This window comes from Acidimicrobiia bacterium (genome assembly GCA_029210695.1).
Taxonomy (GTDB): domain Bacteria; phylum Actinomycetota; class Acidimicrobiia; order Spongiisociales; family JAHEDJ01; genus JAHEDJ01.
In genome coordinates, this window is sequence record JARGFH010000021.1 from 1 (window position 1) to 15,159 (window position 15,159).

Sequence of the window (15,159 nt, forward strand, 5' to 3'; positions counted from 1 at the left end):
CAACCCGCCCCGGACCCGACCATGAATTGGGTTAGGAACCCGGCGACCTATATCAAAGAGTCAGATACACCTCACTCGTGACTCTTTGTTGGTTTCATCATCATGTGGTCATCCACCAAATGGGATACCGGGTCAAACCTGGTTCACCGCCTGGACGGTTGCGCTTTCAACCCGCCACCGGCACCGACCCACCCTGACCCGAACAGCACCTTCAAATCTCGCGCCATTCGACAAACCCCCGCCCAGCACGAACTCGCCGTATCCGCGGCCGCGTTCCTGTACCCCTGAGCAGCCGGCAAGCTCATGAGCCCAGGATTGACGGAACCTGAACCTTCTTTGTTGCCGATCTGGGCTGTGGTAGCGGCTCCCTCTCGGTCCTGGTGGCGGAAGCCGGTCTTGACCCGGTCGGGTTTGACGCAGCACCGTGTCGGCCAAGGGCAGGACACCATTGACTCACGACGGGCCGGGCCTATCGTGAGCGCATGATCCGTGAAACCAGGCTCCTCCGGCTCCTGCTTGTGCTCATCCTTGTCGTCTTTGCTCTGGCCGGCGGGCTGCTCTACCTCTTCAGCCTGGAGTCCGCCCAGGACTGGCCCGAGCTCGCCCACCTCCGGGTGCCCCTCTACGTCGCCGTTCTCATCGGATTCGTCCCGGTGGTCGTCGCGATCGCGGTGGTATTCGACTTCCTCAAGGTGATCGACCAGGGTGAGGCGTTCTCGGTCCGCGCCGTGCAGATCCTGCAGCGGCTCAGGTTGCTCATCGGCGTCTTCGCCGGCTATCTGGTGCTCTTCCTCGTCGGCGCCTGGGCCGCCATGCAGCTCATGCACCCGACGCTGCTGTTCTTGTGGGTCGCGGTCGAAGTGGCGGCTTTGTTCCTGTTCACCCTGGTCGCGCTGCTCGAGCGGATCTTCTCGGTCTCCCCGGAGCTGCGCACTGCTGCGCTCGGCTCCTGTGCTCAGGTCAACCACCGCACGTGACGTCGGTCGTCGGCGTATTCGTGGGGTTCTTGTCTCCCGCCCCCGGTTGAGGGGGCCGGCTGGCAGTCGTTGTGGGCCTTGAGGGGTACGATCGCTCGGCACTCTCGGCACCGGCGCCAGTTCTCGGGTTGGTGCGTTCGACTATCCGCCGGAAGATCAAGCACAGCGTTGAGAGCGGGGAAGATGGCGGCTTGTGCGAGATCCCGCGGCTGGGGGAGGTATTAGAATCGGAATGTTCCTCAACCTGGAATCCACACGACTCGCTGGTCCGACGATACGGCACAGGATCGGTGTTCGAACCGGTCGCCACTTGCGGTCGGCGATAATCTTGTGGATGAATCAACCATCCGCCCGGCGGGTGCAGACAGAATGGAAAAAGCCATGGGTTTCATCGCGTTCCTTATCCTCGGTCTCATCGCCGGAGCCATCGCCAAACAGATCCTGCCCGGCGCGCAGGGTGGCGGCTTGTTCATGACGATGCTCCTCGGCGTCGTTGGCGCACTGCTGGGCGGCTGGCTGGGTGGTGTTCTCTTCGACGTTGACCTGGGCGGTTTCTTCGAGATTCGCACGTGGCTGATCGCAATCGTTGGGTCGATCGTCGTGCTGGTGATCTACGGTTTCTTCACTGGGAGCCGGCGGGCCTGACCTGCTTCTCTGATTGATAAGAGAGCCCGGTCCCGGTGGGGCTCTCTTCTCGACGCCAGCGGCGTACTCACACCGAGTCAGTCGAAGCTCCAAACGGCCATTGCATCGAACGGGAGGGGTCGAGGTCGGCTTCGGCCAACCTGGTGTTTCTAGCCGTCGGGTGTGACCACGACGGCCACTCCGGCGAGCCGGCGCAACTCCTCAGCGAATTGCTCAACCCCGCTTCCGGCGAGTGCCGCGTCGGCGGCCGGGCGCGGGAGGCCGATGAGGATCGAGCCTGCCGCCACCTCCGTGGCGTATGCGGCGATGGTTTCGGCGAGCGGGCCGACCCGGATCGTCACGGTGAATCGGACATCATCCAGGCCGGCGTGGGCGGCCGTGGCCTTCGCCATCGCCAGGTCACGCCAGGCCATCTCAGCCCGAATGGCATGTTGCTCGCCTTCATGAAGCGGCTCGTAGGCAACCGGATCGACGATCGACAAGAAGTGAACGACCCCCCCGAGGTCGGCTGCATGGTGGAGCGCGGCCAGGTGCGTCCGGTAGCTGCCGGGGCCTCCCCTGATCGCGCACACGACATCAACCATCGTCTGCCACCTCCTCCGGCGGCATCTGAGGAATGTCGCCCTGTCGAGCGTCTCCCTCGATGAACTCCAAGGCGGCGAGATGGTCGTTGAGGTCGGCCGTAAGCTCGTGCAGCACATCCTCGGCGATCAGTCCGCGCCGGGCTGCGTCCTGAAGGGCGCTGCGCTCAGCCCGGAGTGTGTCGGTTCGCGCTCGGATGTATATGTCGGTTTCTAGCTCCGGGTGGCGGCGTAGGTGTTCGCGGAGCGCATCTCCATCTCGAATCAGCTCACCTTTGTACAGGTCGGCCATCGCTTCGTATAGGTCGGGGAACAGGACTCCCTGGTCGTGGAGCCGCTCCAGTTCGCCCAACCCGGCTTGCTGAGCGTAGATTCTTGCCTGGCGGCGCTGCTGCTCGACTCGTTCGACCGGCCTGGCCGCCAGACCGAGCCGCTTGATGAGACGCTCGATCGTGAGACCCTGCACCAGCAGGGTGAACAGCACGACTCCGAAGGTCATCACCTGGAGCGTGGACACTACGTCCTCCCCGAGCCGATCCTTCTCGCCTCCCAGGCTGAGTGCAAGTGCGAGAGATATTGCCCCGCGCAAGCCACCCCAGAACATGACGTGCTGGTATCGACGCGGAACCTTCCGATCCGGCTGGACCATGCCGTGCAAGGATCCGAGACCGTACACCACAACGAGCCTCGTGACCTGAATGGCCGCCAGCGCTACGAGTACGGCTCCGGCCTGATTCCAGAGTTCGCTGATGTGGATCTGTAAACCAAGAAGCAGAAAGACCAGCGAGTTGACGACGAACGCCGCAAACTCCCAGAAGTTCTCCAGTGTGAGCCGGGTGGTGGGCGATGTGTTGCGCAAGCCGATATTGCCGACCATCAGCCCGGCGGCCACCACGGCGAGGATGCCGCTGAGGTGAACACGTTCGAGGTCGAAGATGGCGCCGAACTCCTCCGCCAGTAGGTAGGAGCCGAAGGCGAGCGCCACGGTGACGACCGTTTCGATGAGGTGATCATCGAGATTTTTGAGGATCAGCGACGATACGACGTAGCCGAGGATGAGGCCGATGCCTAGACCCCCGAACGCGTCGATGATGAACTCACCGATCGCCGAGCCAAGCGAGAAGGTGGCGCCGGGTCCGGCCGCCGCCAGTGCGAGGATGAACACCACGAAGGCGACGCCGTCGTTGAACAGGCTCTCTCCCTCGACGAGGATCGTCAGGCGCTTCGGGACTCCGATTGAGCGGAAGAAAGCGATCACGGCTACCGGGTCCGTCGCCGAGATCAAGGCCCCGAACGCCACAGCCGCCGCCCAGGGCACGCCATCCACGAAACTCGCAATGAATCCCCCCACGACGAACGCCCCGAGCAGCGTGCCGATGAGGGCGAACACGAGGACCGGCGCCAGGTCACGCCGCAGTCGAGCCCACGAGATATGGAGAGTCGCTTCGAACAGGAGCGGCGGGACCAGAACGGCCAGGATCAGATCGGCACTCACGTCGATCTGAATGACGTCGGGCGGTAGGAACGCCAGACCCAGCCCGACCACGACCAGCGCAACCGTGTAGGGGAGGCGGACTCTCCGAACGGCTACGGCAACGACCGCCGCAACGGTCAGCAGTAGCACGATGCTGACCTCAGAGTTGAGGAGCCCGGGGTCGGCGCCGAAGACCCAGGATTCGGGCAACCGGATTTCAGACGGATCGGCCCATTCGACGTGCCAATTGCCCGGGACGGGTGAGGCTGGAGACGTCCGTCCCTAGGTCTTCCCATACACGGGGATCATGGCGCCGGAGATGACTGCTGATGCAGGCGAGGCAAGGAACTCGATCACGGCTGCGATCTCGTCGGGGGTCGGCCAATCGACGTAGTCGGCGAACGGCAGCGTCTCGCGCGTCGTGGGCGTGTCAATCACCGAGGGCATTACGGCATTCACGGTGATGTTGGTGTCGTCTAGTTCGGCGGCTGCGGATCGTGCCAGCGCGACGACACCGGCCTTAGCAACGTTGAAGGCAGCCTGACCTGCCGGAGTGTCCTGGGCGGCTCTACTCCCGATGAACACGAGGCGCCCTGCCTGGGATTTGCGGAGGTAGGGGATAGCGGCGCGCAAGGTGATGAATGCGGAACGGAGATTGAGGTCGAGCATCCGCTCCCAACGTACGTCGGAAGTCTCTTCGATATCCCGTCCACCCGCCCAGCCGCCGACCAGGCCGCACACGATGTCGATGGCGCCATAACGTTCCTCGATCTCCTCGAGAAAGGCGGCCATTTCGTCTGGCTGTGACGCGTCGACGCGTCGCAGCAACAGCTGGTCCTCATCGAGGTCGAGGTTCGTCTCGAACGTGGCCGACTCCTCCGGGCGGACGTATGTGACGGCGAGCCGGTGACCCGTCGCCGCCAGGCGCCTGGCGAGTGCAGTCCCCAGGCTGCCGGTTCCCCCCGTGAGCACGGCAACACGCTGATCTGACATCAGAACCTCCTTCTCGGCAAGCTTAGGCGGTCCCTGCTACATTCCAATGAGTCATCACAGTGATCAGGAGGCGACGTGGCCGCTATCAAGATGGAGTCGGTTGGAAAGGTCTATCCGGGTGGGATGCGGGCTATTCACGATGTTGATCTGGAGATCGGCGACGGTGAGTTCGTTGTCCTGGTAGGTCCCTCAGGTTGTGGGAAGTCAACGCTGTTGCGGATGGTGGCCGGCCTCGAGGAAATCACTGAGGGCGTAATCACGATTGGGGATCAGGTGGTGAATGATGTGCCACCGAAGGATCGCAATATTGCGATGGTGTTCCAGAACTACGCCCTGTATCCGCATATGAGCGTGTTTGACAACATGGCATTTGGCCTCAAGCTGCGCAAGATGCCCAAGGATGAGATCAACCGCCGGGTGGGAGAAGCCGCCCGGGTGTTGGAGATCACCGAATTCCTGGATCGCAAGCCGAAGGCGCTGTCTGGTGGTCAGCGGCAGCGGGTGGCGATGGGTCGGGCCATTGTGCGCGAGCCGGCCGCCTTTCTGATGGATGAGCCTCTCTCCAATCTCGACGCGAAGCTTCGTGTGCAGATGCGTTCAGAGTTGGGGATTCTCCATTCCCGGTTGAAGACGACGACGTTGTATGTGACCCATGATCAGGTTGAGGCGATGACGATGGGTGACCGGGTTGCGGTACTCAAAGCCATTTCGGGGAAAGAGATTCCGAACCTGATGCAGGTCGACACGCCCCGCAATCTCTACGACCACCCGAACAACCTGTTCGTGGCCGGATTCATCGGCTCACCTGCGATGAACTTCGTGGCCGGGACGGTGGCGGCCGAGGGTGACTCGACCTATGTGACCTGGGCAGATGTCCGGCTGAGGGTCGATCAGGCGACGTTGAAGAGCCGGCCTGGTTTGGCCGACTACGCCGGCAAGGAGATTGTGGTCGGTTTGCGCCCCGAGGCATTTGAGGTGAAGGAAGCACTCACCAGCGGATTTGATGATCAGCGGGTAATGCAGATCCATGTGGATCTGGTGGAGCAGTTGGGATCAGAGGCGTATCTTCACTTCGTGCAAGAGATTGCCCCGGTGATCACGCCCGACATCCAGGAATTGCTGGCCGATCAGGGTTCGGATGCTTCGGTGCTCGGGAACTCCACCAGCTTCACAGCCCGGGTCAATCCCGACTTCGCCCCGAAGGCGGGCGACCAGGTCGACCTCGTCGTTGAAACGTCCAAGCTCCACTTCTTCGACAAGGACACCGGCGCCGCCATCTGGTAACCGCTACGGCGACAACACCTTGAACGATTCGGCCGAGGAGAGTCCCGCCGGTTGGCCCTGTTTGTGCGCCCAGGCGGCGATGCGCTTGGCGAATCTCTCTCGCTTGTCTGCGTCGTCGTGAGCGCCGCCCATCGTGGTTGTCCCCTGGGATGAGTGCGCCATGAGCGCTTCGATCTTGATGTTGAACGTGTCTGATATGTCGACCCAGTGGTCGGCTTCGTCTGCACTCCAGAGATAGATCCACGATGGTCGATGTTTCTCGAGCCCTCCGACCAATTGGCGGGGGAAGAAGAGGTGGTCACGGGCTGCGACCACACCGTCGACGGCGGCCAGGCCCGTGACGCGATGGTCGGGGTGCATCTGGTACCGCTGCCAGGGGTCGTGGGTGAGGACTACGTCGGGCCGAACCATCCTGATCCACAGGCAGATCTCCTCGCGCAATGCCAGCGAGTACTCGAGCTCACCGTCGACGTGCCCGAGCATGATCGGAGCCCCGGCTCCCAGGATGGTGGCCGCCGCCTGTTGTTCGGCGCGCCTCCTATCGATCAGAGCCTGGCGGCTCATCTCCGGATCCCAAGCCCCTTTTGATCCATCGGTGACGATCAACATGGTGACCTCACATCCGGCGTTTGCCCATGTTGCGAGAGTCCCGCCTGCACCGAACTCAGCGTCGTCCGGATGGGCCCCAATCGTCAATGCCCGCCTCGGGACACCGGTGGGTTGGTCCTTGTTTCTGGCTTCTGAATAGATGCTGTTTTGCATGGCCCGCCAGACTACCGACCGTCTGTTCCGGTGAGCCATATACCGAGTGGGTGCCGGATCGCCGCCTGATGGTCAGTTGGATCGTCGAGGTCGAGAAGGAACCCGAGCCGAGTCAATATCCTGACGGGGAGGTGTCCGGTGGCGGCGAGATGGCGGTGAAACGATCCCGGGCCGTATGAGAACGCGAAGTTGCTTTCGATCCCACCGATCACACTCGTGCCACCGTCATGTGACGGCGCCAGCACGAAGTCACCTTCAAGCGCGGCAGCCCAGGCAATGCGGATGTCGGAGACGGTAATGAGAGGAAGATCCGCATGAATGATCATCCACATCCCACCTCGGGCCGCTGAGACAACCTCACGGGCTGCACCGTTGAGGCCGGACCGCTTGCCGATCGGTTCCGCAATGACCGATGCTCCGAGCCGGCCCGCCCACTCCGCTACCTCCTCGTCGGCGGTTACGACGGATGCTTTCCCGAGCGCATCGAGGACGGAGGTCACAGTGCGGGTGGCGGTGGCCCGTCCGAGCGCAGCTCGCTGCGTACCGCTGAAGGATGAGGCCAGGCGCGCTTTGGCGAGTCCGAATGGTTTGATAGGAACGGCGACGATGTCCATCGTGGCCGAAGGCTAGATGGGAAGGGACGCCACGTCCGGCCCAGCTCTCGCTTCAGCCGTGGTCCGGGGGTGCGCTCCGCCGTCGCGTCATACCTCCCCGGGGACTATTCGGGGTGCCTCCGGTGTTGGAGACAGTCGAATCAACGAGAGGAACACCTGTGGCACGTGCCGAGTGGAGCGGGGCAACCCTGGCCGAGAGCGATGAAACCGTTGTGGTTGAGGGAAACCACTATTTCCCTCCTGCGTCCGTGAACACCGAGTATCTCCGAGCCTCGAACCGGCAAACGACGTGTCCGTGGAAGGGCAAGGCGAGTTACTACGACGTGGTCGTCGGCGGCGAGACCAATGACGGCGCAGCCTGGTACTACCCCGAACCGAAACCGGCCGCCGCCGAAATCAGTGGCTATGTGGCGTTCTGGAAGGGTATACAGATCGAGGATTGATCCGTCTGGCGGCTATCAATCCCTCGAAGCCGTTCATTCCGGAGCCCGGGACCGATGCTTTCGGTCGAGTTTTCTCTGCGGGGTGGTGGGACCTACGCTTGGCAGCAACCAAGGAGTGCCATGACCACGAATGGGGACCCGGCAAAGATCCCGTCGGGGCGTCAAACCAAGATCATCGCCACACTCGGGCCGGCGGTTGAGTCGGCCGCGGCCGTGTCTGCGCTGGTCACGGCCGGAATGGACGTTGCGCGACTCAATTTTTCCCACGGTGATCATGACGGCCACCGACGTTTTGCCGACTGGGTACGAGCGGCGGCTGTGGAGCATGGCCGACCAGTTGCGATACTCCAGGACATCCAGGGTCCGAAGCTGCGGGTGGGACGATTCCCGGGGGGTTCGGTCGAGCTACCGACCGGAAGCGAGGTTCTGCTGGTGCTGGGCGACGGTCAGGCTGCCCCCGGCACGATCGCCATCGACTACCCGTATCTGCTCGAGGACGTCGAACCAGGAGAGCCGGTTCTGCTGGCAGATGGTCTCATCAGGCTCGAGGTGCTCAGACGATTGCCGGACGGTCTGCTGGCGGGAGTGCGAGAAGGCGGCGTTCTCGGCGATCACAAAGGGGTTGCCTTTCCGGACACCAGCCTTCAGGTACCGGCGGTGACGGACAAGGACCGGACCGATCTGGCGTTCGGACGCGAACTCGGAGTCGACTACGTGGCCGCGTCGTTTGTTCGGTCTGCAGACGACATCGGCCGGGTCGTCGAACTCATCGAACCCGGGACACCGGTGATCGCCAAAATCGAGCTGGCGGCGGCCCTCGCCAATCTCGACGAGATCCTGAGTGCCGCACAGGGTGCACTCGTGGCACGAGGCGATCTCGGCGTCCAACTCCCATTGCAGCGAATTCCCCTGATTCAGCAGGACATCCTGCGTCGCGCCAACCGGGCCGGAGTCATCTCCATTACGGCGACCGAGATGCTCGAATCGATGACCGAGTCGCCCAGACCGACGAGGGCGGAGGTAACCGATGTGGCCTCAGCGATCATCGGCGGAACAGACGCAGTGATGCTGTCGGCGGAGACGGCCGTTGGCCACTATCCGGTGCGCGCCGTCGAGATGATGGATGCGATTTGCCGCGAGGTCGAATCTGGACTGCGGGAGTCGGAGGGTGTAATTGATATCGCCTTCTTGGAGAGCAGACCGAATTTCGCCAGTGCTACTGCCAAGGCGGCGGTCGACACCGCGGCCAACCTCAAACTGAAGACGATCGCCGCCTTCACCGAGTCCGGCAACACCGCGTTGCTGCTCAGCAAATACCGGCCGCATGGAAGGATCATCGCCTTCTCCCCTGAAGAGGCGACCCGTCGGCGGATGGCCTTGATGTGGGGCGTGACCCCGATCGCCGCCGAACGCCGGGATTCCACGGACCTCATGATCGCTCTGGCCGAGAAGTACCTCGAGCGATCGGGCGTATGCGAAGAAGGAGAGGGCGTGGTCGTTGTCGCCGGCATCCCTCCGAATCAACAGGCGTCGACGAACCTCATGAAGCTGCATGTCGTCGGTGAGCGGCGAAGCCGCCGTCGATCGCAGCGCTAGAGTCCCACCGACTGAGGAGTGTTCGTTGGGTCAAAAGATAGAAATCGCCAGCTCTGTGACCATCGGCGACGTCGCCGTGTTCGACACGGATCGCAGCCTGAGCGGCCAGGATGGGGAGCGCTACCGCTCCGACGCGGAAGCCGAAGCTCGCTCAACGGTTCCGGCCGGCCTCGCGCGTCGCCTGTTCTCCGCCGACGAAGCCGTGCGGAGCGTGTACGTGACATCGAACATCGTGACCATCGAGCGAGACGGCGGCTGGGATGACGCAACCCTCGAGCAGACCGGGGCGTTGATCAGCAACCTCTTCCTCTTCTATTGAGGGGCCGGGTGAAACCGCGAGTTGCCCGGCCGGCTACCCACCTACGGCCGTGCTGGTCGTCGGTATGGTCGTAGTGGTCGGGGGTGCAAGCGTGGTCGTCGTCTCCGGCAGTGGGCAATCCTCGCCGGTATGGCCGGGGGCACCAGGCGGGATCGTGCATGAATGCACCTGAATCTCCCACGGTTGGGCTTTGTATCGTACGACCCAGGTTTGTTCGCGGACGGTTCCGTCGCGCTCGGTGATGATCCGGGTCACGGTGACCGACCAACCGGCCCGTCCCTCAACGTTGACCTTCTGCTCGCCGGGTTCCAGTGCGTCGTTGGCGATGTAGTCGGTCGTGGGTTCGGTGAAGTTGTAGCGGTCGGAGACCTCGCCTTCGACGGTGCGGCCGCCGTTGTCCCCGAAGAACTTCACCGTGATGCTGGTGTCGTCGTACTCGGTCTTGATCAGCACGGCGGCGTCGGTATCGTTGCGGAACTCCAGATTGGGGAGAGGCCACGAGATGGTGGCCTCGATACCTTCGGGGTAGCGCGAGAAGTAATAGCTGTGAGGAGTGTGGGTTACATCCTCGTATCCGCCCCAGAAGACTGCGTTGTAGAACGTCGTAGCGAACTGGCTGACTCCGCCACCCACCGTGTCGACGATCTTTCCGCGAATAATGGTCGGGGCGGGCTCGAATCCCAGCTCCGAGGTACGCTCGCCGACGAGTTCGTTGAGGGAGAGCGACTCGCCCGGTAGGACGATGGTCCCGAAGACGATGTCGGCGAACAGGTGGATGTTGGCGACACGTGGCTGGCAGCAGGGGTGGCTGGTGGTTGCTTCGGACACGAGGCCCTTGACACCCATCGCCTCGAGCTCTTCTGTGGTCACCTCAGGGTCGGCCCCATCCTCGAATGGGAGTTCGCCGGCGCGGCTGACCGTGAGCGAAGCCGTTTCCAATGCTGCGGCGGCGAGTTCTGGGTCGATGATCGTGCCCGGCCGGCCCGGGACGATGGAGACGCGGTCATCGTCGCCGAACTCGAACCTCGCATCAACCGGAGGAACTTCGAGTTCGGTCCGGAGAGGTTCGAGAACGGAGGAAACCACCTCGCTCGAGAACCCGAGTACGAGAACGGGCTGCGGTTCGAGCACCAATTCGCTTTCGAATGCTTCTGTCAGGTCGGCAGTCGTGAAGACGACCTGGGCGACCGGATCATCCCTGGACAACGTGACGGGCCCGGCCAGCATTCGGGTGGCAGAGGCGACGGCGGCGTCTATGTGCGTGTTGGTGAGTGGAGGCGCAACGGATCGGGTCGGGAGCGCTTGCGGAGTACGTGTAGTCGATAGCAGCGAATCCAGAATCACTCCGGCGGACGCCGCTCGATCGATCTCGGTTCCGGGAGTGGGATAGCTGGCGACCGCTGTTCCATCGACCAGAGTCACGTCACCGGGGAAAGGATGATCGGTGATCAGGGCCTTGCTCCACTCGGCAAGTATCAGGTCGAGAGCGTCAGCGTCCAACGTCGCGTCGATGGACAGGTCTTCGGTCGAGAGCAAATGACGGGTCCACCAGCCGAACTGACTTGCGATCGAGCCTTGGCGACCGGTTTGGAACGCACGGTCGAACGCGGATGTTTCATTCAGGTTGAATCCCGCAGAGATAGGGTCGAGGTCGATCGCAACTCCGGCAACGGTGAAGGGTGCCGGAGTCTCAGCCAGGCTGTCTTCGAAGCTCAGCAGGGCGGCGATGGCCGCTTCTTCGTTGAGCCCGGATAGATCGACGCCGGCCACTTCGACGTTGCGAAGGACCTCACCGGAATGAACGAATCGATCGAGCCCGAAGGCGGCCGCGACTAGCAGCAGAAGCCCGGCCGCGACAAGGGCGGCGACAATCAGTGTGCGGCGGGGTTTGGACATGACAGGATATCCCTCAGGAGCCTTTCATTGTAGTTGCATCGAATTCGTCCTCTGTCGTAGATACCATCGCACCTGTGATCAAATTCCCTGAGGTCCGGTCTGGTGACGACATCCGGGTGAGCGCTACTTCGTTCGTTGCATACAGCGAGTGTCCGGAACGCGCCGCTGCCCACTTTCGGGGCATCTATGGGCCGGACAGCAAAGCCTCGTTCAGCGGCGGACTCGCTCACCGGCTCTTCGCCCGGCATCTCCAGCAGGGGGAAATCCAACCCGCTCGGTTCGAGCAGGTTTGTCGCGAAGAGATCGGATCGTCGAATCTCAACTACAAGCTGTCTTCGGTCGGTTTGAAGCCGAGTTCGCTCGGCAGGGTCATCGAAGAGGTCGGGCTGCTGTACGAGAGATTCAAACGACTTCCCGGCGAAGGCTTCGAAGCCGCCGAGGTTTCTTTCGACATCGAACCCACCCGGGGGGTGAACCTGGTGGGGCGAGTCGATGCGGTGTTCGGTGATGAATCGGGCCCCAGGTTGGTCGACTGGAAGACGGGTGCCCTAGGCGAGGTCGTGTTGCAGCTCGGCTTCTATGCGATGTTATGGGCGATGGACCGGGGGGAGCTGCCGGGCCGCCTCGAGGCCGTCTCGGTGGCGACGGGAGAGCGTTACTTCGAGGTACCGGCCTTGCGGGATGTGCAGAACACGGCCGAGCAGGCCGCGGCCATGATCAACGCATTGCGCGAGGCGTGGGAAACCGGCACGGGGATGGAGCGGCGTGGTGGTCCATGGTGCCGCTTCTGCCCTGTGCTCGATGGATGTCAAGAGGGCGCGGCGGCCGTTCGAGTTGCGGAGTGAGCTCTATGCGCTCGAAGTCACTGCGCGATGGGGATGGCGGACGACCGGGCGTACTCCCGTTCTCTAGTCGTCGTAGTCCTCGTCCACCGTGGGGTGCACATCGCCATCCCTGCAGGTCGCCTTGATCTCGAATTTGTGGTCGTCCTGATCTTCGAAGGTCACGCGTACCTCTTGCGGCCCTTCGGATCGGACTTTCTGCTGAAACCCCGAACTGGCGTACGCAGCCAGGAAAGCAACCTCGTCGTCGGCACATGAGACCTTGACGGTTCCTCCTCCCGACGAGATGAGGTAGGTGCTCGCCGCAATCGTGGTGGTCGTCGTCGAGGTGCTTGTCGACGGAGCGGAGGTCACGACGGTCGTTGCCTCGACGATCGTGGTGGTCGTTGTGCTGCCATCTCCGCCGTCCTCCGTCGTCGAGCCCGCCGCGGGTGACGGGGGTGGTGCATCGACCCGGTCTTCGACGTCACCGGGGACGGTAACGGTCGGTGGAATCGGAGGCAGATCTTCAACGCGCATGGTGGTCGAAGTCACCGCGACTGCGGCCAGCAAGGGGAGTTGCTCGGTAACCTGCGTTTGGACGAGGCCGACGGCCTGATAGGCGAGAGCGACGGCAACTGCGGTGGCGAGCACCCAGGCCGTGAACAATCGTGACTTCATCCCTGTATCTTCCCATCCGTGAAGGCGCAGTGGACTAACGGAAGGTTAAGGATTGGCAAAACACCCTGCTGGCCGTGGGGATGGCTGGTTTGCTGGGTAGGGTGACGGCGTGCCATCCATACTCCTGATTGAAGACGATGTTCGGATCCGGCAATCATTAGCTCGCGCCCTGGCCGGACGCGGTCACGACGTCGATAGCGTGGCTTCCGGCCTCGAAGGGCTCGAGCATGTGATCGCGCATTCGCCGGATGCTGTGATCCTCGATCTAGGGCTTCCCGACCTCGATGGCGTTGAAGTGCTCAAAATGATCAGAGCTGTTTCGGAAGTCCCGGTCATCGTCGCCACCGCCCGGGACGACGAGTCAGAGATTGTCAACGTGCTGGATCATGGAGCCGACGACTATGTGGTCAAACCTTTCTCCGGTGAACAGATTGACGCCCGGCTGAGGGCAGTCCTGCGACGGGTCGAGGCGGGTGCCGGTAGTGCAATCCTCGAGGTAGGTGGGTTGACCATCGATGGCCGGGCACGCGAAGTGACGCTCAATGGTGAACGCCTGGACCTGACCCGCAAGGAATTCGATCTCCTCGCCTACCTGGCGGAGCACGCCGGCGATGTGATCTCGAAACGCGAACTGCTGGCAGAGGTCTGGCGGCAGCCATATGGGGGTGCGGATAAGACCGTCGACGTGCACCTCTCGTGGTTGCGCAAGAAACTCGGCGAGTCCGCCGCAGAAGCCCGCTATCTGCACACGGTACGGGGCGTCGGAGTCAAGCTCGTCGTCCCGGACTGATGCGCAGACGCCTCGTTCTGGTTTCAGCAGCCATCACATCAATGGTGGCGCTGGCCTTCCTCATTCCGCTCACCGGCCTCGTCGGTCAGCTCGCCCACGATCGGGCCATCAATAACGCCGAGCGAGATGCCCAGTTCCTTGCCAGCGCCGTCGCTCTGCTGGTGCCGGGCGATCGCGCCGAGATCTATGGACTCGTCGGTTCTGAGCCCTCGTTCGACGGGCGCCTCACATCGGTCATCTTTCCAGACGATTCGGTTGCCGGTGCTTCAGTTGAACTGGACCCCCTCGTTGAGTCGGCTCGCGATTTGGGTCGAACTGCCAGGTTCAAGGTCGAGGCGGGAGAAGTGCTCTTCATCCCGGTCAGTGAGGGCGGGGGCCGGACGACGCTGGTCCGCGTCTTCGTGCCCGAGGCGCTCCTGACCTCCAACGTTGCGTCGGCTCGTCTCATTCTGTTGTTGCTGGGCGTTGCTCTCGTTGGCATTGCCGTGGTCGTTGCGGATCGACTCGCCCGGTCGATCACAGAACCGGTACTGGAACTGGCAGATGGGGCGCATCGACTGGCAGAGGGCGACCTGCGTACACAGGTGGATCCGTCGGGCCCGCGCGAGGTTCAGGAAGTGGGGAGAGCGTTCAACCGCCTTGCAGGTCGGATCGGTCGACTCCTGGCGGTCGAGCGCGAGTCGGTCGCCGACCTCTCCCACCGGCTGCGGACGCCGCTCACCGCTCTCCGGCTCGACATCGATGCCGTCGAGGACGAGCTGGTGGGGCAGCGCCTCCGTGAGGATTTCGACGATCTCGAACGCAAGGTGGATCACCTGATCCGGGAGGCTCGTCGCCCGATGCGCCAGGGGGCTGGTGTGATCTCGGATCTGGTGGCGGTCGTCGCAGATCGGGTCCGGTTCTGGGGAGCGCTGGCCGACGAGCAGGCCCGGCAGTGGTCCCTGACGTTGCCGGAGGGCGAGCGGATGGTGGCGGGTTCGGCAGTCGATTTCGGGGCGGCCATCGATGCGCTGCTGGCCAATGTGTTTGCACACACCGACGATGGCGTCGGGTTCGAGGTCGAGGTGATCGACGGTCCGGGTCGGATCCATCTCACCGTCGCCGACGAAGGGCCCGGCTTTGGCGAGGAAGCTATTGAACGAGGCTGGTCCGGGGCCGATTCAACCGGTCTCGGTCTCGACATCGCGCGGCGCACGGTCGAGGAAGCCGGCGGCACCATGTCGATCCGATCCGGCGAAGGCGGTGTAATCCTGGTTGAACTGCCGCTGGCCGAGTGAGTGGGT

Annotated in this window: 16 protein-coding genes; 9 read left to right on the forward strand and 7 right to left on the reverse strand. The window is 63.0% G+C overall.

Annotation, left to right across the window (positions count from 1 at the left end):
- Positions 1–482 precede the first annotated feature (482 nt).
- A complete protein-coding gene (locus P1T08_08445) occupies positions 483–977 on the forward strand; it encodes a DUF2975 domain-containing protein (GenBank protein MDF1596111.1) in 495 nt (164 codons plus the stop codon).
- A gap of 381 nt (positions 978–1,358) precedes the next feature.
- On the forward strand, positions 1,359–1,622 hold the full coding sequence (locus P1T08_08450; GenBank protein MDF1596112.1) for a GlsB/YeaQ/YmgE family stress response membrane protein: 264 nt from the start codon (positions 1,359–1,361) through the stop codon (positions 1,620–1,622).
- 149 nt (positions 1,623–1,771) lie between these two features.
- Here the strand turns inward: P1T08_08450 and P1T08_08455 are convergent, their stop codons facing one another.
- From P1T08_08455 to P1T08_08465, 3 genes are all read right to left on the reverse strand, one after another.
- A complete protein-coding gene (locus P1T08_08455; GenBank protein MDF1596113.1) occupies positions 1,772–2,206 on the reverse strand; it encodes a universal stress protein in 435 nt (144 codons plus the stop codon).
- Positions 2,199–3,887, reverse strand: a complete 1,689-nt coding sequence (locus P1T08_08460) for a Na+/H+ antiporter (GenBank protein MDF1596114.1) — start codon at positions 3,885–3,887, stop codon at positions 2,199–2,201. The genes P1T08_08455 and P1T08_08460 overlap by 8 nt, the downstream gene beginning before the upstream one ends.
- 72 nt (positions 3,888–3,959) lie before the next feature.
- A complete protein-coding gene (locus tag P1T08_08465) occupies positions 3,960–4,670 on the reverse strand; it encodes an SDR family NAD(P)-dependent oxidoreductase (protein ID MDF1596115.1) in 711 nt (236 codons plus the stop codon).
- Positions 4,671–4,745: 75 nt separating this feature from the next.
- Here P1T08_08465 and ugpC point away from each other — a divergent pair, with 75 nt between their 5' ends.
- Complete coding sequence (gene ugpC, locus P1T08_08470) at positions 4,746–5,954, forward strand: sn-glycerol-3-phosphate ABC transporter ATP-binding protein UgpC (protein ID MDF1596116.1); 1,209 nt, start codon at positions 4,746–4,748, stop codon at positions 5,952–5,954.
- A 3-nt stretch (positions 5,955–5,957) separates the two neighbouring features.
- Here ugpC and P1T08_08475 read toward each other — a convergent pair whose 3' ends face one another.
- Positions 5,958–6,716 carry a PIG-L family deacetylase gene (locus P1T08_08475; GenBank protein ID MDF1596117.1) on the reverse strand — a complete coding sequence of 253 codons (759 nt, stop codon included), beginning with the start codon at positions 6,714–6,716 and terminating at the stop codon, positions 5,958–5,960.
- Positions 6,717–6,727: 11 nt separating this feature from the next.
- Entirely contained in the window at positions 6,728–7,330 is a 603-nt protein-coding gene (gene cofC, locus P1T08_08480) for a 2-phospho-L-lactate guanylyltransferase (GenBank protein ID MDF1596118.1), read from the reverse strand.
- A 158-nt stretch (positions 7,331–7,488) separates the two neighbouring features.
- On the opposite strand from cofC, the gene P1T08_08485 reads away from it, so the two are divergent.
- From P1T08_08485 to P1T08_08495, 3 genes are all read left to right on the forward strand, one after another.
- Positions 7,489–7,773, forward strand: a complete 285-nt coding sequence (locus P1T08_08485; GenBank protein ID MDF1596119.1) for a DUF427 domain-containing protein — start codon at positions 7,489–7,491, stop codon at positions 7,771–7,773.
- Positions 7,774–7,893: 120 nt separating this feature from the next.
- Entirely contained in the window at positions 7,894–9,369 is a 1,476-nt protein-coding gene (gene pyk, locus P1T08_08490) for a pyruvate kinase (protein ID MDF1596120.1), read from the forward strand.
- 25 nt (positions 9,370–9,394) lie between these two features.
- Positions 9,395–9,688: a NifU N-terminal domain-containing protein gene (locus P1T08_08495; protein MDF1596121.1), complete on the forward strand. Its 294-nt coding sequence runs from the start codon at positions 9,395–9,397 to the stop codon at positions 9,686–9,688.
- A 33-nt stretch (positions 9,689–9,721) separates the two neighbouring features.
- On the opposite strand, the gene P1T08_08500 is transcribed toward P1T08_08495, so the two are convergent.
- On the reverse strand, positions 9,722–11,584 hold the full coding sequence (locus P1T08_08500) for a VanW family protein (GenBank protein ID MDF1596122.1): 1,863 nt from the start codon (positions 11,582–11,584) through the stop codon (positions 9,722–9,724).
- Positions 11,585–11,658: 74 nt separating this feature from the next.
- Between P1T08_08500 and P1T08_08505 the strand changes: the two genes are divergently transcribed.
- Positions 11,659–12,429, forward strand: a complete 771-nt coding sequence (locus P1T08_08505; GenBank protein ID MDF1596123.1) for a PD-(D/E)XK nuclease family protein — start codon at positions 11,659–11,661, stop codon at positions 12,427–12,429.
- A 63-nt stretch (positions 12,430–12,492) separates the two neighbouring features.
- On the opposite strand, the gene P1T08_08510 is transcribed toward P1T08_08505, so the two are convergent.
- Positions 12,493–13,086: a hypothetical protein gene (locus P1T08_08510; protein MDF1596124.1), complete on the reverse strand. Its 594-nt coding sequence runs from the start codon at positions 13,084–13,086 to the stop codon at positions 12,493–12,495.
- 109 nt (positions 13,087–13,195) lie between these two features.
- Here P1T08_08510 and P1T08_08515 point away from each other — a divergent pair, with 109 nt between their 5' ends.
- Together P1T08_08515 and P1T08_08520 are read left to right on the forward strand one after the other, a co-directional pair.
- Positions 13,196–13,876 carry a response regulator transcription factor gene (locus tag P1T08_08515; protein MDF1596125.1) on the forward strand — a complete coding sequence of 227 codons (681 nt, stop codon included), beginning with the start codon at positions 13,196–13,198 and terminating at the stop codon, positions 13,874–13,876.
- Positions 13,876–15,153 (forward strand): HAMP domain-containing sensor histidine kinase, encoded by a 1,278-nt coding sequence (locus P1T08_08520; GenBank protein MDF1596126.1) that lies wholly within the window; start codon positions 13,876–13,878, stop codon positions 15,151–15,153. The genes P1T08_08515 and P1T08_08520 overlap by 1 nt, the downstream gene beginning before the upstream one ends.
- The last annotated feature ends 6 nt before the right edge of the window (positions 15,154–15,159 follow it).

What these genes read in the sequence shown, in the direction of transcription:
- P1T08_08510 (MDF1596124.1), bottom strand. Translation starts at nt 13,086, where the DNA reads ATGAAGTCACGATTGTTCACGGCCTGGGTGCTCGCCACCGCAGTTGCC.
- cofC (MDF1596118.1), bottom strand. Translation starts at nt 7,330, where the DNA reads ATGGACATCGTCGCCGTTCCTATCAAACCATTCGGACTCGCCAAAGCG.
- P1T08_08455 (MDF1596113.1), bottom strand. Translation starts at nt 2,206, where the DNA reads ATGGTTGATGTCGTGTGCGCGATCAGGGGAGGCCCCGGCAGCTACCGG.
- P1T08_08520 (MDF1596126.1), top strand. Translation starts at nt 13,876, where the DNA reads ATGCGCAGACGCCTCGTTCTGGTTTCAGCAGCCATCACATCAATGGTG.
- pyk (MDF1596120.1), top strand. Translation starts at nt 7,894, where the DNA reads ATGACCACGAATGGGGACCCGGCAAAGATCCCGTCGGGGCGTCAAACC.
- P1T08_08450 (MDF1596112.1), top strand. Translation starts at nt 1,359, where the DNA reads ATGGGTTTCATCGCGTTCCTTATCCTCGGTCTCATCGCCGGAGCCATC.
- P1T08_08500 (MDF1596122.1), bottom strand. Translation starts at nt 11,584, where the DNA reads ATGTCCAAACCCCGCCGCACACTGATTGTCGCCGCCCTTGTCGCGGCC.
- P1T08_08445 (MDF1596111.1), top strand. Translation starts at nt 483, where the DNA reads ATGATCCGTGAAACCAGGCTCCTCCGGCTCCTGCTTGTGCTCATCCTT.
- P1T08_08475 (MDF1596117.1), bottom strand. Translation starts at nt 6,716, where the DNA reads ATGCAAAACAGCATCTATTCAGAAGCCAGAAACAAGGACCAACCCACC.
- P1T08_08465 (MDF1596115.1), bottom strand. Translation starts at nt 4,670, where the DNA reads ATGTCAGATCAGCGTGTTGCCGTGCTCACGGGGGGAACCGGCAGCCTG.